The organism is Gimesia algae (assembly GCF_007746795.1).
GTDB lineage: Bacteria > Planctomycetota > Planctomycetia > Planctomycetales > Planctomycetaceae > Gimesia > Gimesia algae.
The window spans coordinates 3,627,030-3,647,879 of record NZ_CP036343.1; the positions used below are offsets into that span (position 1 = coordinate 3,627,030).

At 50.8% G+C, this 20,850-nt stretch carries 19 protein-coding genes; 8 read left to right on the top strand and 11 right to left on the bottom strand.

Going from position 1 to position 20,850, the window contains the following annotated elements:
* The first annotated feature begins 133 nt into the window (after nucleotides 1–133).
* A complete protein-coding gene (locus Pan161_RS13325) occupies nucleotides 134–322 on the top strand; it encodes a hypothetical protein (RefSeq protein WP_145227716.1) in 189 nt (62 codons plus the stop codon).
* Nucleotides 323–395: 73 nt separating this feature from the next.
* Here Pan161_RS13325 and Pan161_RS13330 read toward each other — a convergent pair whose 3' ends face one another.
* Nucleotides 396–1,841: an SGNH/GDSL hydrolase family protein gene (locus tag Pan161_RS13330; RefSeq protein WP_145227718.1), complete on the bottom strand. Its 1,446-nt coding sequence runs from the start codon at nucleotides 1,839–1,841 to the stop codon at nucleotides 396–398.
* 356 nt (nucleotides 1,842–2,197) lie between these two features.
* On the opposite strand from Pan161_RS13330, the gene Pan161_RS13335 reads away from it, so the two are divergent.
* On the top strand, nucleotides 2,198–3,577 hold the full coding sequence (locus Pan161_RS13335; RefSeq protein WP_145227719.1) for a hypothetical protein: 1,380 nt from the start codon (nucleotides 2,198–2,200) through the stop codon (nucleotides 3,575–3,577).
* Nucleotides 3,578–4,244: 667 nt separating this feature from the next.
* On the opposite strand, the gene Pan161_RS13340 is transcribed toward Pan161_RS13335, so the two are convergent.
* On the bottom strand, nucleotides 4,245–5,105 hold the full coding sequence (locus tag Pan161_RS13340; protein WP_145227721.1) for a hypothetical protein: 861 nt from the start codon (nucleotides 5,103–5,105) through the stop codon (nucleotides 4,245–4,247).
* Nucleotides 5,106–5,454: 349 nt separating this feature from the next.
* Entirely contained in the window at nucleotides 5,455–7,512 is a 2,058-nt protein-coding gene (locus tag Pan161_RS13345) for an LVIVD repeat-containing protein (RefSeq protein WP_145227723.1), read from the bottom strand.
* Nucleotides 7,513–7,617: 105 nt separating this feature from the next.
* On the opposite strand from Pan161_RS13345, the gene Pan161_RS13350 reads away from it, so the two are divergent.
* Entirely contained in the window at nucleotides 7,618–7,899 is a 282-nt protein-coding gene (locus tag Pan161_RS13350) for a hypothetical protein (protein ID WP_145227725.1), read from the top strand.
* A gap of 40 nt (nucleotides 7,900–7,939) precedes the next feature.
* Here Pan161_RS13350 and Pan161_RS13355 read toward each other — a convergent pair whose 3' ends face one another.
* From Pan161_RS13355 to Pan161_RS13375, 5 genes are all read right to left on the bottom strand, one after another.
* On the bottom strand, nucleotides 7,940–8,467 hold the full coding sequence (locus tag Pan161_RS13355) for a hypothetical protein (RefSeq protein WP_145227727.1): 528 nt from the start codon (nucleotides 8,465–8,467) through the stop codon (nucleotides 7,940–7,942).
* A gap of 139 nt (nucleotides 8,468–8,606) precedes the next feature.
* The gene (locus Pan161_RS13360) at nucleotides 8,607–8,897 is read right to left on the bottom strand and encodes a hypothetical protein (RefSeq protein WP_145227730.1); all 291 of its coding nucleotides are present in this window, start codon (nucleotides 8,895–8,897) and stop codon (nucleotides 8,607–8,609) included.
* A 151-nt stretch (nucleotides 8,898–9,048) separates the two neighbouring features.
* Nucleotides 9,049–9,735, bottom strand: a complete 687-nt coding sequence (locus Pan161_RS30555) for an acyl carrier protein (protein WP_197995862.1) — start codon at nucleotides 9,733–9,735, stop codon at nucleotides 9,049–9,051.
* Nucleotides 9,736–9,800: 65 nt separating this feature from the next.
* Entirely contained in the window at nucleotides 9,801–10,688 is an 888-nt protein-coding gene (locus Pan161_RS13370) for a hypothetical protein (RefSeq protein WP_145227731.1), read from the bottom strand.
* A 1,097-nt stretch (nucleotides 10,689–11,785) separates the two neighbouring features.
* Nucleotides 11,786–12,322, bottom strand: coding sequence for a hypothetical protein (locus tag Pan161_RS13375; protein ID WP_145227733.1), 537 nt, complete (start codon nucleotides 12,320–12,322; stop codon nucleotides 11,786–11,788).
* A gap of 412 nt (nucleotides 12,323–12,734) precedes the next feature.
* Here Pan161_RS13375 and Pan161_RS13380 point away from each other — a divergent pair, with 412 nt between their 5' ends.
* Nucleotides 12,735–12,920 carry a hypothetical protein gene (locus tag Pan161_RS13380; RefSeq protein WP_145227735.1) on the top strand — a complete coding sequence of 62 codons (186 nt, stop codon included), beginning with the start codon at nucleotides 12,735–12,737 and terminating at the stop codon, nucleotides 12,918–12,920.
* Between the two features lie 1,287 nt (nucleotides 12,921–14,207).
* Here Pan161_RS13380 and Pan161_RS13385 read toward each other — a convergent pair.
* Complete coding sequence (locus Pan161_RS13385) at nucleotides 14,208–15,203, bottom strand: sugar phosphate isomerase/epimerase family protein (protein WP_145227737.1); 996 nt, start codon at nucleotides 15,201–15,203, stop codon at nucleotides 14,208–14,210.
* A 246-nt stretch (nucleotides 15,204–15,449) separates the two neighbouring features.
* On the opposite strand from Pan161_RS13385, the gene purE reads away from it, so the two are divergent.
* Complete coding sequence (gene purE, locus Pan161_RS13390; protein WP_145227739.1) at nucleotides 15,450–15,944, top strand: 5-(carboxyamino)imidazole ribonucleotide mutase; 495 nt, start codon at nucleotides 15,450–15,452, stop codon at nucleotides 15,942–15,944.
* Complete coding sequence (locus Pan161_RS13395) at nucleotides 15,941–17,080, top strand: 5-(carboxyamino)imidazole ribonucleotide synthase (RefSeq protein WP_145227741.1); 1,140 nt, start codon at nucleotides 15,941–15,943, stop codon at nucleotides 17,078–17,080. The genes purE and Pan161_RS13395 overlap by 4 nt, the downstream gene beginning before the upstream one ends.
* A 26-nt stretch (nucleotides 17,081–17,106) precedes the next feature.
* Here the strand turns inward: Pan161_RS13395 and Pan161_RS13400 are convergent, their stop codons facing one another.
* Nucleotides 17,107–17,787 carry a 7-carboxy-7-deazaguanine synthase QueE gene (locus tag Pan161_RS13400; protein WP_145227743.1) on the bottom strand — a complete coding sequence of 227 codons (681 nt, stop codon included), beginning with the start codon at nucleotides 17,785–17,787 and terminating at the stop codon, nucleotides 17,107–17,109.
* A gap of 160 nt (nucleotides 17,788–17,947) precedes the next feature.
* Here Pan161_RS13400 and rph point away from each other — a divergent pair, with 160 nt between their 5' ends.
* Together rph and Pan161_RS13410 are read left to right on the top strand one after the other, a co-directional pair.
* The gene (rph, locus tag Pan161_RS13405; RefSeq protein WP_145227745.1) at nucleotides 17,948–18,688 is read left to right on the top strand and encodes a ribonuclease PH; all 741 of its coding nucleotides are present in this window, start codon (nucleotides 17,948–17,950) and stop codon (nucleotides 18,686–18,688) included.
* Between the two features lie 167 nt (nucleotides 18,689–18,855).
* On the top strand, nucleotides 18,856–19,800 hold the full coding sequence (locus Pan161_RS13410) for a DUF1963 domain-containing protein (protein WP_145227747.1): 945 nt from the start codon (nucleotides 18,856–18,858) through the stop codon (nucleotides 19,798–19,800).
* Nucleotides 19,801–19,898: 98 nt separating this feature from the next.
* Here the strand turns inward: Pan161_RS13410 and Pan161_RS13415 are convergent, their stop codons facing one another.
* Nucleotides 19,899–20,843 (bottom strand): leucine-rich repeat domain-containing protein, encoded by a 945-nt coding sequence (locus Pan161_RS13415; protein WP_145227749.1) that lies wholly within the window; start codon nucleotides 20,841–20,843, stop codon nucleotides 19,899–19,901.
* Between the last annotated feature and the right edge of the window lie 7 nt (nucleotides 20,844–20,850).

Below are 20,850 nucleotides of genomic sequence, written 5' to 3' on the forward strand. Positions count from 1 at the left end.
AGACAGAGTATGCTACGCATTATGATACATTCATGCCCGAATACGCAAATCACAATCGTCTCTGTGCAGGATTTCGGAATGGAATATGGCATAACCGGCGACCTGTGCAACGGTACCCAGGATTGATTTCGCAATGAGCCAAACAGCAGACAACACGAAGTACTATTATTATTTTGATGTGGATCTAAGGACCCGGCAAATCATCGGCTGGGGAACCGAAGCCAGGGGAGAAGTGGAGATCACGTTGACCGAGGGTTTCCACCGCGTATTTGTCTCAAAGGGACAATACAACAAGCTGATCAAAGAACTGACAGCGTTCTGAATACGACACTCCCCCAGCCTGTTCGGAGACTTAATACTTTTAACTTCTCTGGAAGCGCTTTCATACTCTCGATTTATTCCGCGGCGGAGACATTCAACGGGGGTCGGTAGATTCGGAAGGCTTTGACTGGCAGTTTGCCGGTGGTTTGCGGCGTGAGTGTCAGGCTGTGGTCGCCGTTTTTCAGGCCCTGCGCGAGGACCGTGGGATATTCTTTGGAAGAATCCGTGACCGCCGGGGATTGCCAGACGTCTACAAACAACGGTTTGGTTTCCCAGGTGACTTGATAATCTTTCGGCAGACTCTGTTTGCGATAACGCAGCGACCAGTTGACCATCCACATCCGGGGTTCGATCACCACGCGACCGGAGTTGGAAACAAAGCGTTTTTTGTGATCGCCGGTGCCGTCGGGTCCCGTTTTGGAACCGCTGACTTCATACCGCAGCACATCCTTTTCCAGATCGCATTCGAGAATGCGGGCGGTCCAGGTTTCTACCTGCAGCGGAGATTGATGATCGATGCGATTGAAAGCCGGGCGTCCCGCGACGGGCGTGGGGCTGGGACGCGTGTGATAGTAGAGCTCCGGGAATTGTGAGGGGGATTTCCCGTCCAGGAGCACGGCGGCTTTCGCTGCGTCACCGGGAGCCGCGATCACGTCGATGCGGTTGCCCTTGAAATTCAGGGTCAGGGAGCCGTCGTCTTTCTTCTGGACACGCGCATCATTTATGGGAACATCGGTGACGAGGTCTTTCCATTTGTCATCGGGGAAGCTGGGATCATAGCGGAGATGCGGTTTGACCAGCTCGGCGATGAGGAAGTTTCCCAGTTGATTGGGGTGAACCGTATCGCGGAGCGTGTCTTTCACCACCAGGTTGTGTTGTTTCAGATAACCCTGCATACCGGTGCGGACGTCGGCCACTTCGCAATTGAGTTCCCGGCCCAGACGAAAGTAGAGATCGGAGATCGCCTGATCCTGCGCGTCTTTGGCCAGCACGTCAGGATGCTGCGGGTCGCCGTCCGGCGGGACAGTACTCGGCCACCGCAGGTTACTGGTCCAGAGCAGGACTTCGGCGGTGGTCCGCTCACGGATGCGGCGGATGATTTTTTCCTGGTGACCGCTTTCCACCCCGCTCCAGACGTGAAAGATCACCAGGTCCGGGTAGAAGGGATACAGATCAAACTCGGCAGTGTTGATCAGGACCGGCCCGCCATAACCGCCGATGGCGCGATTTTCGATTTCGAGGTCGGCGTGCGGAAAGCGTTGGCGCAGGTCATTCGCCACGTCTTCCCACCACGGATTGCGGGTGACGGACTGGCCGTAGAACAGGATGCGAACCCGATTGCGTTTTTCCGGCGTGCTGGTGGCCAGCAGCGTCATGGTTCGCTGAATGTTCGCCCCAAAGGTGGCCGGATCGCCGACGGGTTTCACCGGGTCGAACTTTGCGGTTGGCTGAGCCAACAGGTCAGAACTACAGGCGACCAGGGCCAGAGACAGGATCAACGTGGACCGTAACAGCTGCATCAGAATGTTCCTCAAGGCGCGTCGATTAACAGGGGGCAGGCAGAGACACACGGAGCAGTGCGTTGCTACGTGGTTTCTGACTGTGGGAATTATTGTGTCTGTGGTTCTATGAGAATCGAATTTGGTGCGGGGGGCAACTGTGGGGAAGGGAAATGGTGGGGAATTCATGAACCAAGGCGGCTGGTATAGTGTCAGCGTCTGCAGGCGCTGCGGTGCTCCTAGGGTAATTGAATCGGTTTTTTGGAAAATAAAGATATCAGATTCCATAATTAATGGTCCTGATACCTTTTTGCGTTACCCACTAAACTATTTTATCTTATGAAAGTTCAGTCACCTTTTGATCTGGAATAATACTGATGGCAACAAGAAATACAAATGAGAAAGTCTTTCGCAAATTCGAAAAAGAGGTGCTGGACAAACATCATAAAACATTAGCTCTATGGAGGCGAGACCGTCGAAATGCTAGATATGCTGCACTCGCTCAATTCGATTGTAACGTAATTTCAACAGTATTGAGTCCGCCTGATCCAAGCAGAATCGGTCAGCTCCAACTTCTGAAGAACTTAGAAGAAGGACTTTCAGAAGCGTTTCGCTGGCTTCATGATGGAAGCCAACAATTCAATATTAAGCCAACCGATGACCCGAATATAATCGAGGAAGCAGGAAAGTTTTGTCAATTCGCAGGGAAGTATGTAAACATTGCAGATTTCCATAAAATGTACGGTAGAAAGCAGGTAGATATTGAGGTCGATGAGGTTAAAAAACGAGTTCGTTTCGTGATACGAAATAATATACAATCTGTCGGACCTATGCTGGGTATGGCAGAACAATCACACCGCCTCGGAAATTTGCCCTTAGTATCCGATCCTTCCTCACAGGGTGACATAGGTGAAAAATTATTCTCCCTTTTAAGAGGTATCGAATATAAATACATGTCTGGCCACATTGCTCTGCCTGATGTATCAATTGCAAATGATGAGAACATCAAGCGGCAATTTGAGTTGGCCATTCCACAAGAGCCGCTCCGTTTAAATGATCACGAAGATCTTGGAGGTTTTACTGTTAGTGAATTTGATCAGTTTTATAACGCACTACGTCGCTGGAGCTTTTGTTGTACATTCGGTTTTCTTCTTTCAATTATGGAACTGGGAAAACAACAATGGGAGTGCGCACCAACACAGTGTATTGAACGATCGGAATTTTATGATTCTTTAAGAAAACTAACAGGACTACCAGATTCCACACTTTTTTCCATAGTTCAACGGCTGTCTTATGATCGCAGGACTGGCTGGCCTGATCTGTACCAACAACCCCTGTTCTGCGGCGATAAAACCATTTCATGGAGTGCATCTGTTGTACAAAACTCAAGACAATTAAGAAATATGCTTAAATTGATGAGCCGAACAAAAGAACTACAGAATCATGCTGCGACACTTATTGGTAGACGTGAAGCCCCTATGCTCCAGGAAATAAGTAATCTATTTTCACACAAGGGGAAAACAGAAAACAAATTAAACACCCCTATTTCCAAAGGTAAGGAAAAAGGTGAGATTGATATTCTGGTCTATAATAAGCAATTTCCTGACGAGATATTAATCATTGAAGGAAAAGCTTTACTGGGAGTTGATGAAATTAATGAAGTCGATGCTGCAACTAAAGAAATGCAGAAAGGGCAAAATCAACTTTCAAAAGTAAAACGCATCTTGTCAAAAATGAATATCGAGGAGAAATCATAACTGTTCGATTTCGTAGCGTGGACTCAAGTGAAGAATATTTTTGGTGTCGTAATCTCGGCAGATGCTGAACCGAACGATAAATATGACCATAGCATACATCCTGGAATCTCACTACAAACAGTCATATCACGGCTACAGGACAGTGACTACAGCTCTCCTCAGAGATTCTGGCAGGAATGTAAAGATCGGATCTGGATGGCTGGATTAAACTCTTATATTGAAGGGTACCAGTCAATCAATGTAGGATGTGTTACGTATGAATTGCCAACCCTTGAAAAGCCTAATGACAATTAAGATTCATGAATTTGTAATTGAGTTCAGAAAATTTTCAGTCAGTTTTTACTGAAAAATTTTCCATAGATTTGAGAGAGCAACATTACTGGATGCCTCGAAGATAAGCAAGAACTTCTTGTTCTGACGATAAAACATTGCATCCGTATTTCTTTTCTGCATCAATATCTTTCGTTCGCAAAAGATGCTGAAGACTAGCCTCTGTCAGAAATATGTCGAAATAAGGTATAGCTAGCGTTGCATGACGAATATCTTCAAAATCACCTTTTTTATATTTCCGTTTCTTATCGAGACGAATTGCTGCATGTAGAGAACTTGGAATACTAATCGATGGTAACTCTGTCGAAATACGTTTGCATTTATATCCTTCCCAGAGTTATCTACCAAGAATATTTCCAAGTTGTGATATCTCGTTTTTGGATAAATTTCCTTCGAGTCCATTCTTCTGACCTAAATGAAGAGCAAAACTCCCCAATATACTTCTATGGCCATCTAATACTCCTTGCACTTCATCAAGAAATAACTTCTCGAAAGAGTCAGATTGTTTTTGATGTTCAAATTTCCCATCAGTTAAAGATTCAGCTAACTCTATGTTGTTTTCCTGTTTATTTCGATCTGACAAAGGCCATTGGCCAAGAATCTCTGCTAAGTTTATAGACCAGAAAAGGTCATCCATGGTTTTACGAATAGCCAATGCTTGTTTTCCAGAGAATGGTGAACCCTCAAGTGATAAAAAGCGATCTCCTAATATAAACACCGCTTTCGTCCATACCATTTGATCAATCTCATATAACTCAACGCCTACTGAGTTCATTTTAGTTACGAAATGTATCAACTCTCGTCTGAAGACTTCATGAGGTGGTTGAATAGTACAACCATCGCTAAGTTCATCAATCATTTCCGCAGTGGCATTTCGAGTTACTGGATCTGATTGATAGAGTAGCTCAGAAAAGATTGAATAACTAACCGGGCAGATCGTCGATCCTGAATCTCGGAGACGTCGCAACTCTTTTACTATCTCACCGTGAAGCGGATTTTTGGAGCGGTTGAGGTAAACATCTCGAACGTACAACCAATATTTTGTATCGAGGTAGATACGACGCAATTTTAATAGTGACTCACCGAGATCCAGTCGTTTTTTGCGCGTGTAAGTTTCAAAATCACCTGTGTCATTTTCGAGATGATATTGAAATGTATCAGGTTTATCTTTTAACCATGGGAAGGGTGACATATCCATAACGACGATCTAACACTCCTACAGACATAAACAAAGAAACCGTCTTTTTAAGACACAAATACTTGTATAAAGTTCGTCGTGCAATACTTTAATCTGGTCTTAAAGCTATGCCTGCTCAACCACCAGTTTACCAGTTTTTCTCTCCGTCTGGCAGAGTCGTTCTAGAAAATGCTGGTTTTCTGGTGATGGCTTAACGGTGGCCTGGTAGCGTTTCTTATTTCGAACGGTCCTTACCCAAGTCACTCAACCGGGGCTAATGCCCTGCGGCTAATTTGAAGTGTTGGCTGGTTCCATGATGGCGAACTGGATCAGTTTCCTGCCTGTTTGCTGGAGTTGATGCTGATCAGGCTCAAGGCTTCGATGCCCGTTCCAGCAACAACCCCTGGTACCCGGCGGGGATCAGGAGTTGGTTGTTCCAGAAGCGGCAGGCGCCGGGGTGGCCTGTTAGATCATATTCGCCGACTGGTTTGGGGTGCTGGAGGTCGGTGATGTCGAAGAGCTCTACATGCTGGTCGGGGCGGCGGGAGAGGGCCAGTTGTTTGCCGTTGGTGGTGGGGCGGCCGCGGAGGTAATGGCCGGGGACCGCGATGGCGGGCAGCTGACTGACTTCGCGCTCGTCGCCGGGGTCCAGCAGTTGCAGCTTACCCCGTTTGGTGATCAGCAGTTTGTCGCCCCGCAGACAGGCGCCGTCGGAAAAGCTATAGAGCCGCTCGTCGGGTGTGTTGCCCTGGTGAACCGGTTTCTCGCCGCTGACGTCGTACCACGCTGGTCCGCTGCGGTGCCAGTGGGCGACCAGGTAACGTCCGCCCAGCATTTCGGGGACCAGTTGATCGCCGTAGAACAGGCCAACCTGTGAATCTTTCAAGACCACTTTGGGGTGGGCGGGATCCTGGACGTCGGCGATCTCCACAGCGGCACTGCCCCAGTGGTATAAGGCGAACCGTCCGGGGGCGGGACAGGCGACCTGTTTCACATTGCGGCCCTTTAACTTGAGCCGACCGATTTCGGTCAGTTTCAAATCGGGGCCGATGTCGTAGATGGCGAGCCCGGCGTCGTTCTCGGCGGCGTAGAGTCGCGAACCGGAAACGGCCAGGTGCATGACCTCGCCTTTGCCCGGGGTCACGCTGACCGGCTTCAGGGTTTTGCCGAGCTGCACCGCATGAATTCCGGCACTGCCGCAGGCGGCCCAGGCGATGTCGCCTACCACGGTGGCAGAGCGGACCTGACCGCCGGGCTGGTAGGTGAGGAAACGGGGATCGCTATTTTTGTCCTGGGCGGCTTTGATTTCGGGTGCCCTGTCCTCTTCGCGGACGACCGGACTGGCGAGGCCGGGCGCGGGGACGACGTAGAGTCCCGTTAAGATGCCGGCCGCGTAGATCACATCCTTGCCGAGGGCGATGCCGCCGACGGGGTCGGGCGTGTTGTCACTTTTTGACTTGGGCGGAAGGACGGCGTGGGCGACGATTCGCGGCTGCTGGATGTCGTGAATATTGACGACGAACAGTCCATTCCAGGTGTCGGCGACGACACAGTGATCACCGGCGACGCGGGCGGTCCACATGTCGTTAGAAATGTGATAGGAGGCCGGGAACTTGACACGGGAGACGAACATCGGTTTTTCGGGATCGACCACATTGAAGATTTCGAGTCCATGTCCTTTGCCGTCTTTGGGGTTTGCCCTTGAATGGTGTCCGGTGGCGGCGAAGCAGTAGTTGCCACGGAGGCAGCCGCCATCACCATAACCGTCTAACGGGGCTTCGCCAATGATGGCGGGCTGGCGCGGATTGCGGACATCGGCGATGACGAGTTTCTTCGGCGCCCAGTCGCCGATATAGAGCAGGCCATCGCGTGACCAGCAGGACTGTGCTTCGCCCGTTTTCAGCATGCTGACATGTTGCGGGGCGCGGGGGTTGGAGACGTCGATGATCTCGACGCCATACTGCCGCGTGGCGACGAAGGCCAGTGAGCCGGAGACACAGATGCCGGTGGCCATCTCGACGGTGTCGTAGTGGCTGAGGAGTTGCGGTTTGCTGGAATCGGAAATATCGATGAGCCAGAGTCCATCCTGGCGGGCGGTGATATAGGCGATGTTGTCTTTGATAAAGAGCTGGCGGGTGTTGCCCAGGCCGGAGAGTTCGCCGAGCGGGACCGGTTTTTCGGGTTGGGAGATGTCGAGCACGTGGAACGTGCCGCGCCCGGTGGCGTAGAGCCGGTTGCCAGCCACGGCGACAGCCTGGCAGGCATCGACGCCATCGACCCGATGGGGAGTCAATGCGGGTCCGAAGGTGTCTGATGAGTGACCAGCGGGGAGGAACTTCGGAGTGGCGATGACCAGGAGGCAAATCAGGAGTGCAAATTTCAGGCGGGGTATGTTCATGGTGAGCGCGCTTTTCAGGTTGGAATTCATTGTGACAGTTCGCAGGAATCAACTTTCGATTATGGGTCGCGGTGGGGGGATTGTCAATTTGTCTGGAACGTTGCGTTCACTGAGCACTGTTGGGCGAGCTAACAGATGGCACCCGATTGGGTTGTTCTGGTGGGTAGTTGTCAGGAACATTTGAAAGACGACCCTGTCAGTTTCCTGCTCGCGGGGCTCGCCCCGAATTGCATTCGGGGTTACCCGTTCCAGCAACAAACCCTGATACCCGGCGGGGATCAGGAGTTGGTTGTGCCAGAAGCGGCAGGCGCCGGGGTGGCCTTTGAGATCGTATTCGCGGAGGGGTTGCGGGCAAATAAAGGTGTCCGGAACCACATCGGAGCTGTTTCCATCATTAATGGACCTGTCACCTTTTAAATCTTTGTGTAGTGGGGATCTTGATTGAGGTCTCGTCCCTTCATTCGATTAGATTCCTGATTTCTTCAGGCAAATAAGCGCCATCAGGAATACCTGATGGTTTTCTCTCTTTCAACAGAATGTAGCCATCACATAACTGAGCTGCTGAGAGTAAGACTGCAAAAAAGTCAACCAGACCTGGATCATATCTGATGCCCTTTATACCGACATCATAGCTGAATCCCACCGATCTCCATTGCGCTGCAAGCGTTTTCCGTAAGTCAGGAGCAAGATTCATCGCATAATCTGCAAGCCACTCTTCCTCGTTGGTATAAGTTGCAACATTAGAATACGTCCCAAGGAAGAGAGTATATTGTTTGTCTGTTTCGAAACGATATTGACCTTCAGAACCAATAGATTCTTCTGCGGTAATTTCTCTTTCAATCCCACGATCTAACTCCCATAAACTCGGCATTTTGGCAGCGGTGGGAGGAAATAACTGTGGTCTCAACTCTCTCAGATTATCCCTGAGTTCATTCCACGTGAAGCGTTTTTTCTTTCTGGGAATGATTTCGAATTCAATCGTCATTTCATATTCCGAGGATCCGATAAGGGTCAGACCCCGATAAAGGTCGGGTAGCATCGTTTACCCGGTCATAAATCAGCGATCACGCAAACAAAAAGTATTGGTATCTCTCTTTGCCCAGGTATTAACAGAATCAATCACTTTACAGATCAGGATGATTCAAAGCATCGTCAAAAATCACTTCTAACTTCAGACCATCCCACCCCCGCTCATCATATGAGTGAAAGTACATTCTCAATTCGCGTTGACACTCTTCGTCACCGCGCCAGTGCTTGATCAAGGAGGGGATTGGGTGAATTGCTTCCCATAGATCATTGATCTGCTCTCGCGATATTTCTTCCTTCAATGTCCAGTTACGAGTTGTATAGGCTGCGACATAAAGAACTCTGAGTGCTGCTCGAAGTGTTGGCTCAGGCGCGAGTGGATAAGTCATTTTATGTATCCCGTAGTGGTATTGATGGTTAAGAGACCTTATAAGAGTTCAAGAGGATCTTCACTTGCTGCAGGCATCTATAAATCGTACCAATCTATGGCAAAGTTCTGCAAGCAAAATCGATTGTCAGCATAACGCATGACAAAATGTGTCAGGCCAAGCCGAGGTCTTGCACAAATCGAGCGGTGGGAACAACCTCGTCATCATCGACACCGAGTTGATCGACAATTATTTCTTTGATGATTGAAAACACGCTGTCATAATCTGTTTTTGCAGGTGGATTCGTGGCGACAGTCAGTCCCACGATCCGTTTCGTTATGTCACCAAACGTCGTATATCCGTCTGGCGTCCGGGTACGCATCCTTATCGTGAGCCCATTGAGAATGATGCCCCATGCGATGGTTGCTAACCAGATCAACGTCAGGATTTCAACGTGCCACGGAAAGACTGCCATCAATGCAATCGGGAAACTCAGCACAACCACAATCAGAGTTTTGCGCAGCCAGGCAGGTCGCCTCAGTTCACGCGGATGTGATTTCAGTAACTCGGGCAGTTGCTGCCAAAAACGCTTTCGATCAGATTCCTCCAGCACCGTTTCGACATGGTCTCGCGGGCGTAATCTCAGGTCGGGATCATTTCGGATATCGCGCACGAGATGTCGCAGTGAGAGAAAACTGGACAACGAAGGGCAATAGACTGTATCAGCGGCGTGAATGCGATCGAGGCAGAATCCCACCAGATCGTCCACAGTGCGTATTTCTGAATAGACATCGTCCGGTATCGTAAAACCGAATTTGTCTTCAATTGCCATTACAAGTGCGACGCCATCAAGACCCATGATTTAAGCTCATCACATTAAAGGGGATTCAAAGTCTGGGAACCTGTATTTGTCTGGAAGTCTTATCATAGTCTGCTGTCGTCTAATTCGGCAATCACCTCACCTGTCTTACTCCGGACAAACCTGGTGACGTCGGCTTCGTTCTCAATGGTGATCTTTTCTGATCCGTCCAGTTCGAGGAGTCGGTCTACCAGTTGCCTCATTTGTTCTTGTTCCGGCGCAGGTGGTTTGGGGGTGTCTGATTCCAGATTCTGCAGGCGTATGACATAGATCGAGAATAATTCGCTGGCGGTTGCGCTCTTCATGGTTTCCACTGCAGTGGGGCAGGCGTTTTCTACGACGCTTTTCATCCTATAGATGTAACGATCATAGACGTAACTATCCCCCATGAGGGGTTTCTTATTGACGATCTCCCTGATTTTCAGACAGGATTCGCTGGCATCCCTGGCCGAGGCCACTTCCCGCATTCCTGGATACGTGCTGCTGCACAAATCGAAGTGTAAATACAGAATGTTCAAGTACTCGCGTTCCGTCAACGTCGGGTGTTGCTCCTGTTTCGCGATGAGATGTTCGCATTCCGCCTTCAACTCTTTGGGCCAGAGACGAATCATCCGTTTCACACTAAATATGGAACGGGAACCGATAAACGGAGAGGATTGCAGATAACGGGGCATCAGCTCTCCCCTGACGTCGTCCCATTCCAGTATTTTTAATTCATCGACGTACGCACGGTACATTTCAGGCGAATGTTTGAATTCACGACTCAGAAACAGAATGGACCGAATGAGATACGTTCCCTGGGACTCGAACGGGCTCCGCAATACGTAACCAGTGACAAAGTAGGTCAGATATGTGGAAGAAGCAGCCGTGTAGATGAGCAGGACGAACAGCAAAAAAGTGATCACACCTTGATGCGTAAGCAGCTTCCAGGGAAAACGCTGAAACAGTTTCATTGCAGACATCCGCAAAAGTTCGATGTTCTTAATCTCTGTTCGTGAGCCGACTTTCGGTCCTGTTCCATTGTAACCGACGCCCGAGGAACATACAGCATTGATTTTCGTTGAGGGATTGAGCAGACGTTGGTTACCTGGTCAGGCATTGTCGGACAAGCCGACAGGTGGGGTCCGGGACTTTGTCTGGAGGATGGGATTTTTGAAGGAACGTTCGGAGGAGTGCCCTGTCAGTTTCCTGTTCGCTGCGCTCACCCCGAATTCCATTCGGGGCCACCCATTGTCGGCTTTCGTGTCATTTCGTGTATTTCGTGGTAGAAAAAAGAAGAAAGCGGGTTTCATCCGGTCCCGTTGCGGTGCGAAACTGGTTTGAACATCGCCAGGCGGGCGGACACATGGGTCACGCCCCTAAGATGGGGTGGCACTGTTGGCTCGTCCAACAGTGTTTCAGAAATGTCCCCCATCTTGATCAATACTACACCTGACACTGATTTCACTGTTGGGTAAACCAACAGTGCCACCCGTCGCTGAGTGGTAGAGGCAACCTCCTGCTCGCTTTGCTCGCCCCGAATTGCATTCGGGGTTACCCAGTGTCGGCTTTCGTGTCATTTCGTGTATTTCGTGGTAGAAAAAAGAAGAAAGCGGGTTTCATCCGGTCCCGTTGCGGTGCGAAACTGATTTGAACATCGCCAGGCGGGCGGACACATGGGTCACGCCCCTAAGATAGGGTGGCACTGTTGGCTCGTCCAACAGTGTTTCAGAAATGTCCCCCATCTTGATCAATACTACACCTGACACTGATTTCACTGTTGGGTAAACCAACAGTGCCACCCGTCGCTGAGTGGTAGAGGTAACCTCCTGCTCGCTTTGCTCGCCCCGAATTTCATTCGGGGTGACCCCTGTTTGTAATAGAAATCATCGAGATGTGCGGTTAAAAAAGGATTGGAGAGGAACCGGGGATAACGACCTGCGGCTGATTACGGAAGCCACCCGTCAGGCTGTTCTGGAGGCGATCATAGAAGAGGTCAGGATTTTTAATCGCGAATCCTGACCTCTCCTTTCGCTCCTGTATTTTCAAATCATGTGGGAGTGATCAAACTCTATTTCAAATCTCCGGGAGCAAAGCCGAGCTCGAGGGGCGCGTGGGGTTGGTTGCCGCAGATGAGTTGAAATTTTTGCCACAACGTGAGCTGCTGTCTCCAGTTTTTGACTGCAGCTTTCAGCTTCGGTATGGAGGGATGTTCTTCGTCTTTCAATTCAGACAACGCATTGTAAAATCCCGGTAAATTCTGATTCAATAGGAGAGCAACGGCGAAATTGACTTTAAAGACAACCGGTGCGTCGGCTCGTAGAAAGATGCCTCCATTTACGAGGAGGCTGCGGTAGATCTCAATCGCCACCTGAGGATTCCCGAGCCGCAGCTGACAAACGGCTGTCGCATTCCTCAACCAGGGAGTCTTTATTTTCGAATTCGCAATCAGAGTCAGCGCCTTGTCAGGAGAATTCGCCTGCAGCAACTGATCTACACGATTGAGCAACACATCAATGTCTGAGGTTCTCATCGACTCAGGAGATTTCTCATTCTTCTGAGGAGTTGGTGTTTGTATTCTTTTTAGATCGTCATTTTTCTGGTGCATAAAACAGGGTCCTTAAAAACCATGGGGGATACTTCTGATAAGACTGTGTCCAGTTGTACTGCAGCGATTCCAGGTCCATTTGGACCGAGTAGCACAGCTCGAGAGACGCTATGGTTAAATGTGATGCGCGCTATAATGCCACTGAACCAGCAGAACCCGGCAGTCGGGTTTTGTGGGCGCATTGCGGGGGTAGACTGTCTGTGAAATGCATGACAGGATCACCGAATGCAGTGGCAGAAGCGTGTAATCAGGATTTGAATTCACTGATCAAAGCTGAGTGGGAACCCGGAGCGAAATGTCCGGGTCTGTTTCCATCACGTCAGCCACGTACAGAAGAGGACCTGCAGAGAGATACCCGAGAGCCCGAGCCAGCTGGAGGCGCGGATCGCATCCCGGCCCGAATTCCGATGGAATGCAACGGTATTCTGAGCATGGAAAGCATACGAAACATCCGAATTGTGGAGACTGGCCCCTGTTGTTCCGCCGCCAGTCTGCCGAATTGCATGCGGAGGGGACTGGTCAGGCAGAGTATAAGCGCGTGCGTGTGGAGCGCTGTCCGCAGTGGTTTGAGATCCGGATGCACACTCACTTCGGGTAGAATGGGAATCACCGGATACGAAGAGATGACTCTCCGTACCGCCTGTTGCGCTGCCAAGCAGAAATACAATTGTCTGTAATATCGCGAACACAACCGTACCTTACTGGTCGATGGAATCCTGAGCGAGTCTCTCAACTCTCATGAACACAGAAGTATATCCCGGCTCATGAAACTTGAATAGCCTGTTTTCATTCATTTCTTAAATCTGGAATTATGCCAAAACGATGCCTGGATTTTAAAATCATGATCTCAAATTTCAGTGGTTCGGGATTTTCATCTGCGGGGCATGGGAGCCGATCTTTATAATTCGCTGTGAACCAGGTCGTGATGCGGTTTACTTAATCACTGTTGGGCAAGCCAACAGTGCCACCCGGCCGCGGTTCTGGTAAATCTCGGTAAAATCCGGGGCTATCCGTTGATTCAGGGAAGTGTTTTTTTCTACCACGAAAAGTACGAAAAGACACGAACGTTTGATGTAACCTTACAAACTATGGTATGAGGTCGCGTGATGGATTGTTTGTTTGATTTAGCTGCTGATGAATCTTTTGAAGAAACTGAATTCGGGATCCTTCTGTTTTCATTGTTCGCAGGAATATTTTCTGCAGAGGCGCGGGGGTGTCAAGGGGGTCTGAACAGAATCGGGTGGCGATATGAATCGATATGGGCGCGATCTGGGGTGATATTCGGGCGGTTCCGTGATGAAAGGCTGCGAAGTGCGGCGACCCGCAGGCATACATCACGAACAGGTGCTGATGTGAGAACTGATTATCTGGAAAAAAGGGGCCTGAATCGGATGCACACGACGAACAAGTGTCGCGTGTTTCAGTGCTCTGTAAACTGGGCACGCGCGCGACACAGAACAACGTTTATCGCTGTTGGCGCGGCGGGGTCAAGTGCAATCTGTTCCAGATCGTCAGGTCTACTGCCTGCATTCACAGGTGGCTGGTTTGCGCAGTGGTGGTATCCCCACCTCATGATCAGGGTGGCACTGTTGGCTCGTTATTTAGACCGGACACATGATACACAACCGTTCGGATGATTTCTCCGTCGGTTTCCTGTTCGCTGCGCTCACCCCGAATTGCATTCGGGGTTACCCGTAGTTGTTAGAGTAAAAAACAAAATGTGAGATTAAGAATTGATTGGGAGCCAACCGGGACTAACGCCCTGCGGCTAATTATATATGGCTTGCGTCGGGGAGTTAAGAAATTGATAGAGTGCGCAGGAAAACAGGGAGAACGAAAGTCGCTCTCCCTGTTTCTTCAGATCGATCTAACCGAAGCTCTGAATTCAGTCTCCGAACGCGCCGTCGAAGGCGATGTCGGAGGGGGCGAAGTCGACGTTCTTGGTGAACTGGCAGGCTTCGCGGGCACCCTGGTCGCGGTTCATGCCCATGTCTTCCCATTCGATGGAAAGCGGGCCGCCGTAACCGATGTCGTTGAGGGCGCGGATGATTTCTTCAAAACGGACGCCGCCACGTCCGACGCTGCGGAAGTCCCAGCCACGACGCTGATCGCCGAACGGCAAATGGCTGGTGAGAATTCCGGTGCGACCATTCAAGGTGACGGAGGCGTCTTTCATGTGAGCGTGATAAATACGATCGGGGAAGTAGCGAATGAATTCGACGGGATCAACGCCCTGCCAGATGAGGTGGCTGGGGTCGAAGTTGAAGCCGAACTCTTCGCGATTGTCGAGGGCCTTCAACGACATTTCCGCGGAGTAGATATCGAATGCGATTTCGGTGGGATGGACTTCCAATGCAAACTTGATGCCGCATTCCTGGAAGACATCGAGAATCGGATTCCAGCGGTCGGCGAGCAGCTGGTAGCCGGCGTCGTACATTTCCCGGGGCGTGGGAGGGAAATCATAGAGCAGATGCCAGATGCTGGAACCGGTGAAACCATTGACCACGCTGACGCCGAGCTTCTGAGCGGCGCGGGCGGTGTTCTTCATTTCTTCGATGGCCCGTTCGTTGACGCCGGCGGGATCGCCGTCACCCCAGACGTATTCGGGGAGGATCGCTTTGTGGCGGGCATCGATGTTATCGAGGACGGCCTGGCCGACGAGGTGATTGGAGATCGCGAAGAGCTGCAGGTCGTATTTTTCGAGGAGTTCCCGTTTGCGGTTGCAGTAGGTGTCGTCGGACAGTGCTTTGTCGACTTCGAAATGGTCTCCCCAGCAGGCAAGTTCCAGGCCGTCATAGCCGAAATCCTGTGCTTTTTTGCACATCTCTTCCAGGGGGAGGTCGGCCCATTGTCCGGTGAATAATGTTACAGGGCGTGCCATAAGAAGATCCTTTCAAATTGTCACATCTGGGAATGAAGAAATCGTCTCTAACACTAGACCAGCGGCCTCAGAATGTCAAACGAATGTGGACTTGTCGGCAGGAGCCTGCAAAAAAAGGGGATGGCAGACTCCTATCAGGTAAGGAAATTGAGTATTATCAGAGCCACAATCATTCGAAATAACAGAATCTTACTAATAAATTAACCCGTTTGCGGTTCACGAATTGCCTCAACAGGAAAGTCGATCATGTCAGAAAACAGTTCCCCGCTGGTGGGGGTCATCATGGGCAGTCAATCGGACTGGGAAACGATGAAAGAAGCGGCGACGATCCTGAAAGAGTTCGGGGTTGAGCATGAGTGCCGGGTGGTTTCGGCCCATCGGACACCGGACTGGATGAACGAATACGCGAAGGACGCCGAACAGCGGGGTCTGGAAGTAATTATCGCGGGCGCGGGGGGCGCGGCGCATCTGCCGGGCATGGTGGCTGCCCAGACGGTGCTGCCAGTACTGGGTGTCCCTGTAAAGAGCCGGGCGCTGCAGGGACTGGATTCGCTGCTGTCGATCGTACAGATGCCGGGCGGCGTGCCAGTGGGCACACTGGCGATTGGGGAATCGGGAGCGAAGAATGCGGCGCTGCTGGCGATACGGATCCTGGGGAATTCCCGTCCTGAACTGCGAACGAAGATGCACGAATTCTGCAAGAAGCAAACTGACATCGTACTGGAAAATTCGGAATTATGAGTGAGTTGATCGCCCCTGGCGCAACGCTGGGAATGCTGGGCAGTGGCCAGCTGGGACGCATGTTTGCCATTGAAGCCCGCCGACTGGGTTACCACGTGCATGTCTTTTCACCCGAAAGTCAGACGCCGACCGGACAGGTGGCGGACCTGGAAGTCGTGGGCGAATATGATGACCTTGACGCGGTCGCGAATTTCGCGAAAAAGGTGGATGTGATCTCGTTCGAGTTCGAGAATGTGCTGTCAGTCACAACCGATGCCGCCTCTCAATTCGCGCCGGTTCGTCCGGGAGCCAATGTGCTGCACGTCGCGCAGAACCGGATTCGTGAGAAATCGGAACTGCGGGACGCGGGAATTCCGGTAACGCCGTTCGCGGTGGTCAGATCGGTGGAGGAACTGAAAACGGCATTATCGGAACTGGGATGTCCGGCGGTGTTAAAGTCGGCCACTTCGGGTTATGACGGCAAGGGGCAGGTCAAAATTGATTCGCCCGAAGAAGCGGAAGCGGCCTGGAAGGAAGTCGGAGCGGACGAAACCGTACTGGAAGCGTTTATCGATTACATCTGCGAGCTATCGGTCGTGGGTGTGCGGGGGCTGGATGGGGAGTTTGCGTTTTACGGGCCGATGAAGAATGACCATGCGAATCATATTCTGGATATTTCGGTGTTCCCCTCGGGTATGGGAGACGAAGTGAACCGAAAAGCCGTCGAAGTGACGCGGGCGGTCTTTGAGCATCTGGATGTGGTCGGCGTGTTGTGCGTTGAGTTCTTTTTAACGGACGATCAGCGTCTGATGATTAACGAAATTGCACCGCGGCCTCACAATTCGGGTCACCTGACGATTGACGGGCATGTGACGTGTCAGTTCGAACAACAGGTGCGGGCGATCTGCGGGCTGCCTCTGGGTTCAACGAAATCTCTGGGTCCGACCGCGATGGCGAACCTGCTGGGGGATCATTGGGAACCGGGTCCGCCGGACTGGTCGGCATTGCAGCAGTTTCCTGACGTGAAAGTGCACCTGTATGGTAAACAGGAGTCGCGAATTGGTCGCAAGATGGGGCATTTGACGGCACTGGCGGAGACTTCGGAAGCAGCAGTCCAACGGGTCAAAGACGCACGGGCCGCGATTTTTCACGGCTGAGTTCTCCCGGCTGATTTTCCACTGAACTATTTGCCGCGGACATTGCCCCAGAGTTCGATATGCATCCGCCGGGTGACCTGACAGCCGAGCCGCGCGGCGACCTCTTCAATCCAGGGCAAACGTTCGGCCAGCATCTCCGCTGTGATCCCCTGGGGCATGAGATAGACGTTCGCGCGATCGATTTCTGGATAACGGATCAGGTAGTCTTCGATTTCGGCGATGTCTTCGCGACGGTCGACGACGAACTTGATCTGGTAAGGATGTCGTTTAATCAGCTCATGGATCACCGTGGGCTGATCGCGGCGGGCATCGTGACGGTGGGCCCAGGCAGGATCTTTGACGGGGATGGAGTTTGAGAGTTTGGGGCTGATAGACATCAGATCGGCGTGGACATCCGCCAGAATCGTGCCTGCAGTCTCGATGGTGATGATCTTACCGTCCGCGTGCAGGCGCTGCGTGAGGGATTCGATCTGGTGGCTCAACATGGGTTCGCCGCCGGTGACGACGACGTGTTCACAATCGTACTGTTTGATATGTTCCAGGATTTGATCGACGGACATTTTGTCACCTTCCGGATTCCAGGAGGTGTAAGGTGTATCACAGAACCAGCAGCGCAGATTGCAGCCACTGGTGCGAATGAAAATCGAGGGAACCCCGATCCATTTGCCTTCGCCTTGAGGTGAGTGAAAGATTTCCGAGATCAACACGAGTACAACATCCTGAAGTAAAAGGAACAGTCAATGAGTCTATCTTAATAGAAAGCGCTGGTTCTTGCATTGAAATGCACGGTGAAAGCGTGGTAACTTTAGCGAAAAATCAACTGAACACAGATTACGATTGCTTTCTCCAGCAGAACAGGATACTCCCATGCGCCACGATTCCCGCCAGCCCGAACAACTGCGTCCGATCAAAGTCGAACGCGGATACACCAAAGCAACGCCGGGAAGCATCCTGATTTCTGCAGGTGACACGGTGGTGCTGTGTACGGCCAGTCTGGACAACAGCGTGCCTCCCTGGAAGAAACATGACGAAAACCCGACTGGTTGGGTGACTGCGGAATACAACATGCTGCCCGGGAGTACGTCGCCTCGAAAACAGCGTCGGGCCGACGGACGCTCGAGCGAGATTCAGCGACTGATTGGTCGCAGCTTACGGGCGGTGATTGATTTCGGAGTTTTGGGACCGCGCACGATTACCGTGGACTGCGATGTACTGCAGGCCGACGGCGGCACACGGACGCTGAGTATCACGGGCGGCTTCCTGGCACTATTGGATACCGTGCTGGCGATTCCCGAGACCTGCGAACTGGCTCCCGGGGAAGTCTTTGATCCGAAGAAGATCTTCTCGGACAGCGTTGCTGCGGTGAGCGTCGGCTTGGTGAATGGTGAGCCGGTGCTCGATCTGGATTATGTCGAAGACAGTACCGCCGGCGTGGACATGAACGTCGTGATGACCGGGGGCGGCGACTTCATCGAAGTCCAGGGTACCGCCGAAGGGCAGACCTTCAACCGGGGCATGCTGGACGCACAACTGGAACTGGCGACGGCAGGAATCCAGCAGCTGACGGAGATTCAACGCGGGTGCTTCGGAGCCGACTGGCCTTTGTGATTTTTTTGCTACCATGAAAGACACGAAAAAGTGAGGGGACGGGTAAGCGGTAAGTAGAAGAGTGAATCAAGACAAACGCTCAGCTAAACCCAAACATTCCAGAGGCACAGCAAAGCAGTAAAAGAGGTTTAACCGAACTAACGCAGCAGGTTTCAGGCAAGTACAACATGAATCAGCTTCGCGACAAGATCCTTCGTGGCATTAAACGGTACAAAGTCAGTGAGTTTCAGGATCAGATACTAGACGGTCTGTTGCCAGCCGTCGATCTGGTTCCGGGAAAGCCGGTGAAGCGCAAGCTACCTGCAGGCCGTTCCAAATTTGGTGGAGAGCCCGACCTGCATGATCCTGACGATTGGCCCTACGAACCCGCAGGACGACCATTACATTTCCTGGCTCAAATCCGCTTGAGTGACCTGCCGGCAAAACATATTCCCCGTTCGATCCTGCCGGCGAAAGGCTGGCTCTGGTTCTGGTATGACAGCCTGGGAATGTGGGAAGAACATTATTCGCTGCGGACTGACTGGATGACGCACGGCTTTCAAGTGACTTTTTCTCCTATGGAGCATAAGCCGGTGCGGCGCTGTTCATTTCCGAGTTTTTCAGAGCGGAAAATACCGAAAGCGATCACCCGGAAAGGATATTTCAGACCGGCTACTGAGATTTACAGACCTGACCCTGAAGCTTCACTGCGTTTTAAGCCTATGTATTCTTTAAATAGCCGGGCTCTGGATACACTCTATGAAGCAGCAGATAACTGTGAAACAGAAGAGCTTGAGAATCTGATTACCGGGTTTATCTATCTTTTTTTTAATACCAATCACCAGTTGCTTGGAGATTATGACGACCGTTTTGATGGAGACTGTCGTGAAAGCTGTCATCTGGCTATGAAAGCAAAATCCAAAGGAGAGAGCGTGCTTCATTTCCGTCAAGACCCTGAAAAACCAGTCACCAACAGACAAAAAAAAGACTGGCGGTTACTACTGGATTTAGGGAGTGATAATCAATTCAACTGGTGCTGGAGTGATTTTGGTAGTTTATTATTCTGGATCCGAGAGCAGGATTTAGCTAAGCAGGATTTCTCCAAAGTGCATGGTATGATCTGCTCCGGCTGATCCCGTACCGAAGAAACCTGACCTATTATCTTTCAACCACGAATAGTAAGAAAGACACGAAAAAAGAAGTATTGTTATCTCGAAGCCGATGGGTAAGATTAAGGCGGCAGGGGCTTAGAAATAACACCTGTGTGAGATAGCCCGTCCAGTCTTGAGGAATAGCGAGATTTGACCTGGATTTCCTTTCCGGTATATTTCTCCGCCCTCTGTTCTAATGCGATCTGCCAGCGATGCTGTTCGTTTTCGCTGACTTGAGTATGATCCAGATACAGTTTTTGAAGTTGGTTCAAGTGTTTGAGATGAGAAAGACCGGCGTCTGTTACTTCGGTATTGCTCAGACTCAGTATGGTTAAGTTTTTCAAACCTTTTAAATGCATGAGGCCTTTGTCGGTAATGGAAGTATTACTGAGGTAAAGATTTCGCAACTTCTTCAATTCTGACAGATGAACGAGACCGGCATCCGTAATATCAGTTTTATTGAGCGACAGATACTCCAGATTCTTCAGCGATTTTAAGTGAGCCAGCCCCTGATCCGTAATGAAACTATCGGTCAAATTCAGCATTCTGAGTTTCTTCATATTTTTCAGATACGCCAACTCAGCATCTTCCACGTTCGTATCAAATAACGATAACTGATCCAAATAAGTCAGCTCAGAGAGATAGATCAATGGGTCACTGGAGAAGCGACTGGAAGAGAGATCCAGATGTGACAGCCCCTTTAAAGACTCAATGCCTTGCAACGTATCTACTGGAGTCTCTTTAAATTTAAACCTGATGTCGACGACTTTGACTTCTTCCGAATAAAACCAGTCGGGAGAATTGAAGGGCAGATTCACCGGGACGGGAATCAGCGGACTTTTATGATAATACAGGTGTGCCTGGCCCTGATATTCTAAGCGCAGGATGGTGTAATCCCTGACTTCCTTCTGATAGGAGTTCTTGATTCTGAAGAACAGCGTCAGAAGCAAAATGAGCGTAGCGCCCCATCTGACATAATGCCAGCCTGTGATTCTTTCAGGCTTGAATCGCAATAATCTGCCCATGAGTTGA

Bases quoted from the DNA above. Each gene is read 5' to 3' on its own strand.
- Pan161_RS13325 (WP_145227716.1), top strand. From the start codon at position 134: ATGAGCCAAACAGCAGACAACACGAAGTACTATTATTATTTTGATGTG.
- Pan161_RS13330 (WP_145227718.1), bottom strand. From the start codon at position 1,841: ATGCAGCTGTTACGGTCCACGTTGATCCTGTCTCTGGCCCTGGTCGCC.
- Pan161_RS13335 (WP_145227719.1), top strand. From the start codon at position 2,198: ATGGCAACAAGAAATACAAATGAGAAAGTCTTTCGCAAATTCGAAAAA.
- Pan161_RS13340 (WP_145227721.1), bottom strand. From the start codon at position 5,105: ATGGATATGTCACCCTTCCCATGGTTAAAAGATAAACCTGATACATTT.
- Pan161_RS13345 (WP_145227723.1), bottom strand. From the start codon at position 7,512: ATGAATTCCAACCTGAAAAGCGCGCTCACCATGAACATACCCCGCCTG.
- Pan161_RS13350 (WP_145227725.1), top strand. From the start codon at position 7,618: ATGGCACCCGATTGGGTTGTTCTGGTGGGTAGTTGTCAGGAACATTTG.
- Pan161_RS13355 (WP_145227727.1), bottom strand. From the start codon at position 8,467: ATGACGATTGAATTCGAAATCATTCCCAGAAAGAAAAAACGCTTCACG.
- Pan161_RS13360 (WP_145227730.1), bottom strand. From the start codon at position 8,897: ATGACTTATCCACTCGCGCCTGAGCCAACACTTCGAGCAGCACTCAGA.
- Pan161_RS30555 (WP_197995862.1), bottom strand. From the start codon at position 9,735: ATGGGTCTTGATGGCGTCGCACTTGTAATGGCAATTGAAGACAAATTC.
- Pan161_RS13370 (WP_145227731.1), bottom strand. From the start codon at position 10,688: ATGAAACTGTTTCAGCGTTTTCCCTGGAAGCTGCTTACGCATCAAGGT.
- Pan161_RS13375 (WP_145227733.1), bottom strand. From the start codon at position 12,322: ATGCACCAGAAAAATGACGATCTAAAAAGAATACAAACACCAACTCCT.
- Pan161_RS13380 (WP_145227735.1), top strand. From the start codon at position 12,735: ATGCAACGGTATTCTGAGCATGGAAAGCATACGAAACATCCGAATTGT.
- Pan161_RS13385 (WP_145227737.1), bottom strand. From the start codon at position 15,203: ATGGCACGCCCTGTAACATTATTCACCGGACAATGGGCCGACCTCCCC.
- purE (WP_145227739.1), top strand. From the start codon at position 15,450: ATGTCAGAAAACAGTTCCCCGCTGGTGGGGGTCATCATGGGCAGTCAA.
- Pan161_RS13395 (WP_145227741.1), top strand. From the start codon at position 15,941: ATGAGTGAGTTGATCGCCCCTGGCGCAACGCTGGGAATGCTGGGCAGT.
- rph (WP_145227745.1), top strand. From the start codon at position 17,948: ATGCGCCACGATTCCCGCCAGCCCGAACAACTGCGTCCGATCAAAGTC.
- Pan161_RS13410 (WP_145227747.1), top strand. From the start codon at position 18,856: ATGAATCAGCTTCGCGACAAGATCCTTCGTGGCATTAAACGGTACAAA.
- Pan161_RS13415 (WP_145227749.1), bottom strand. From the start codon at position 20,843: ATGGGCAGATTATTGCGATTCAAGCCTGAAAGAATCACAGGCTGGCAT.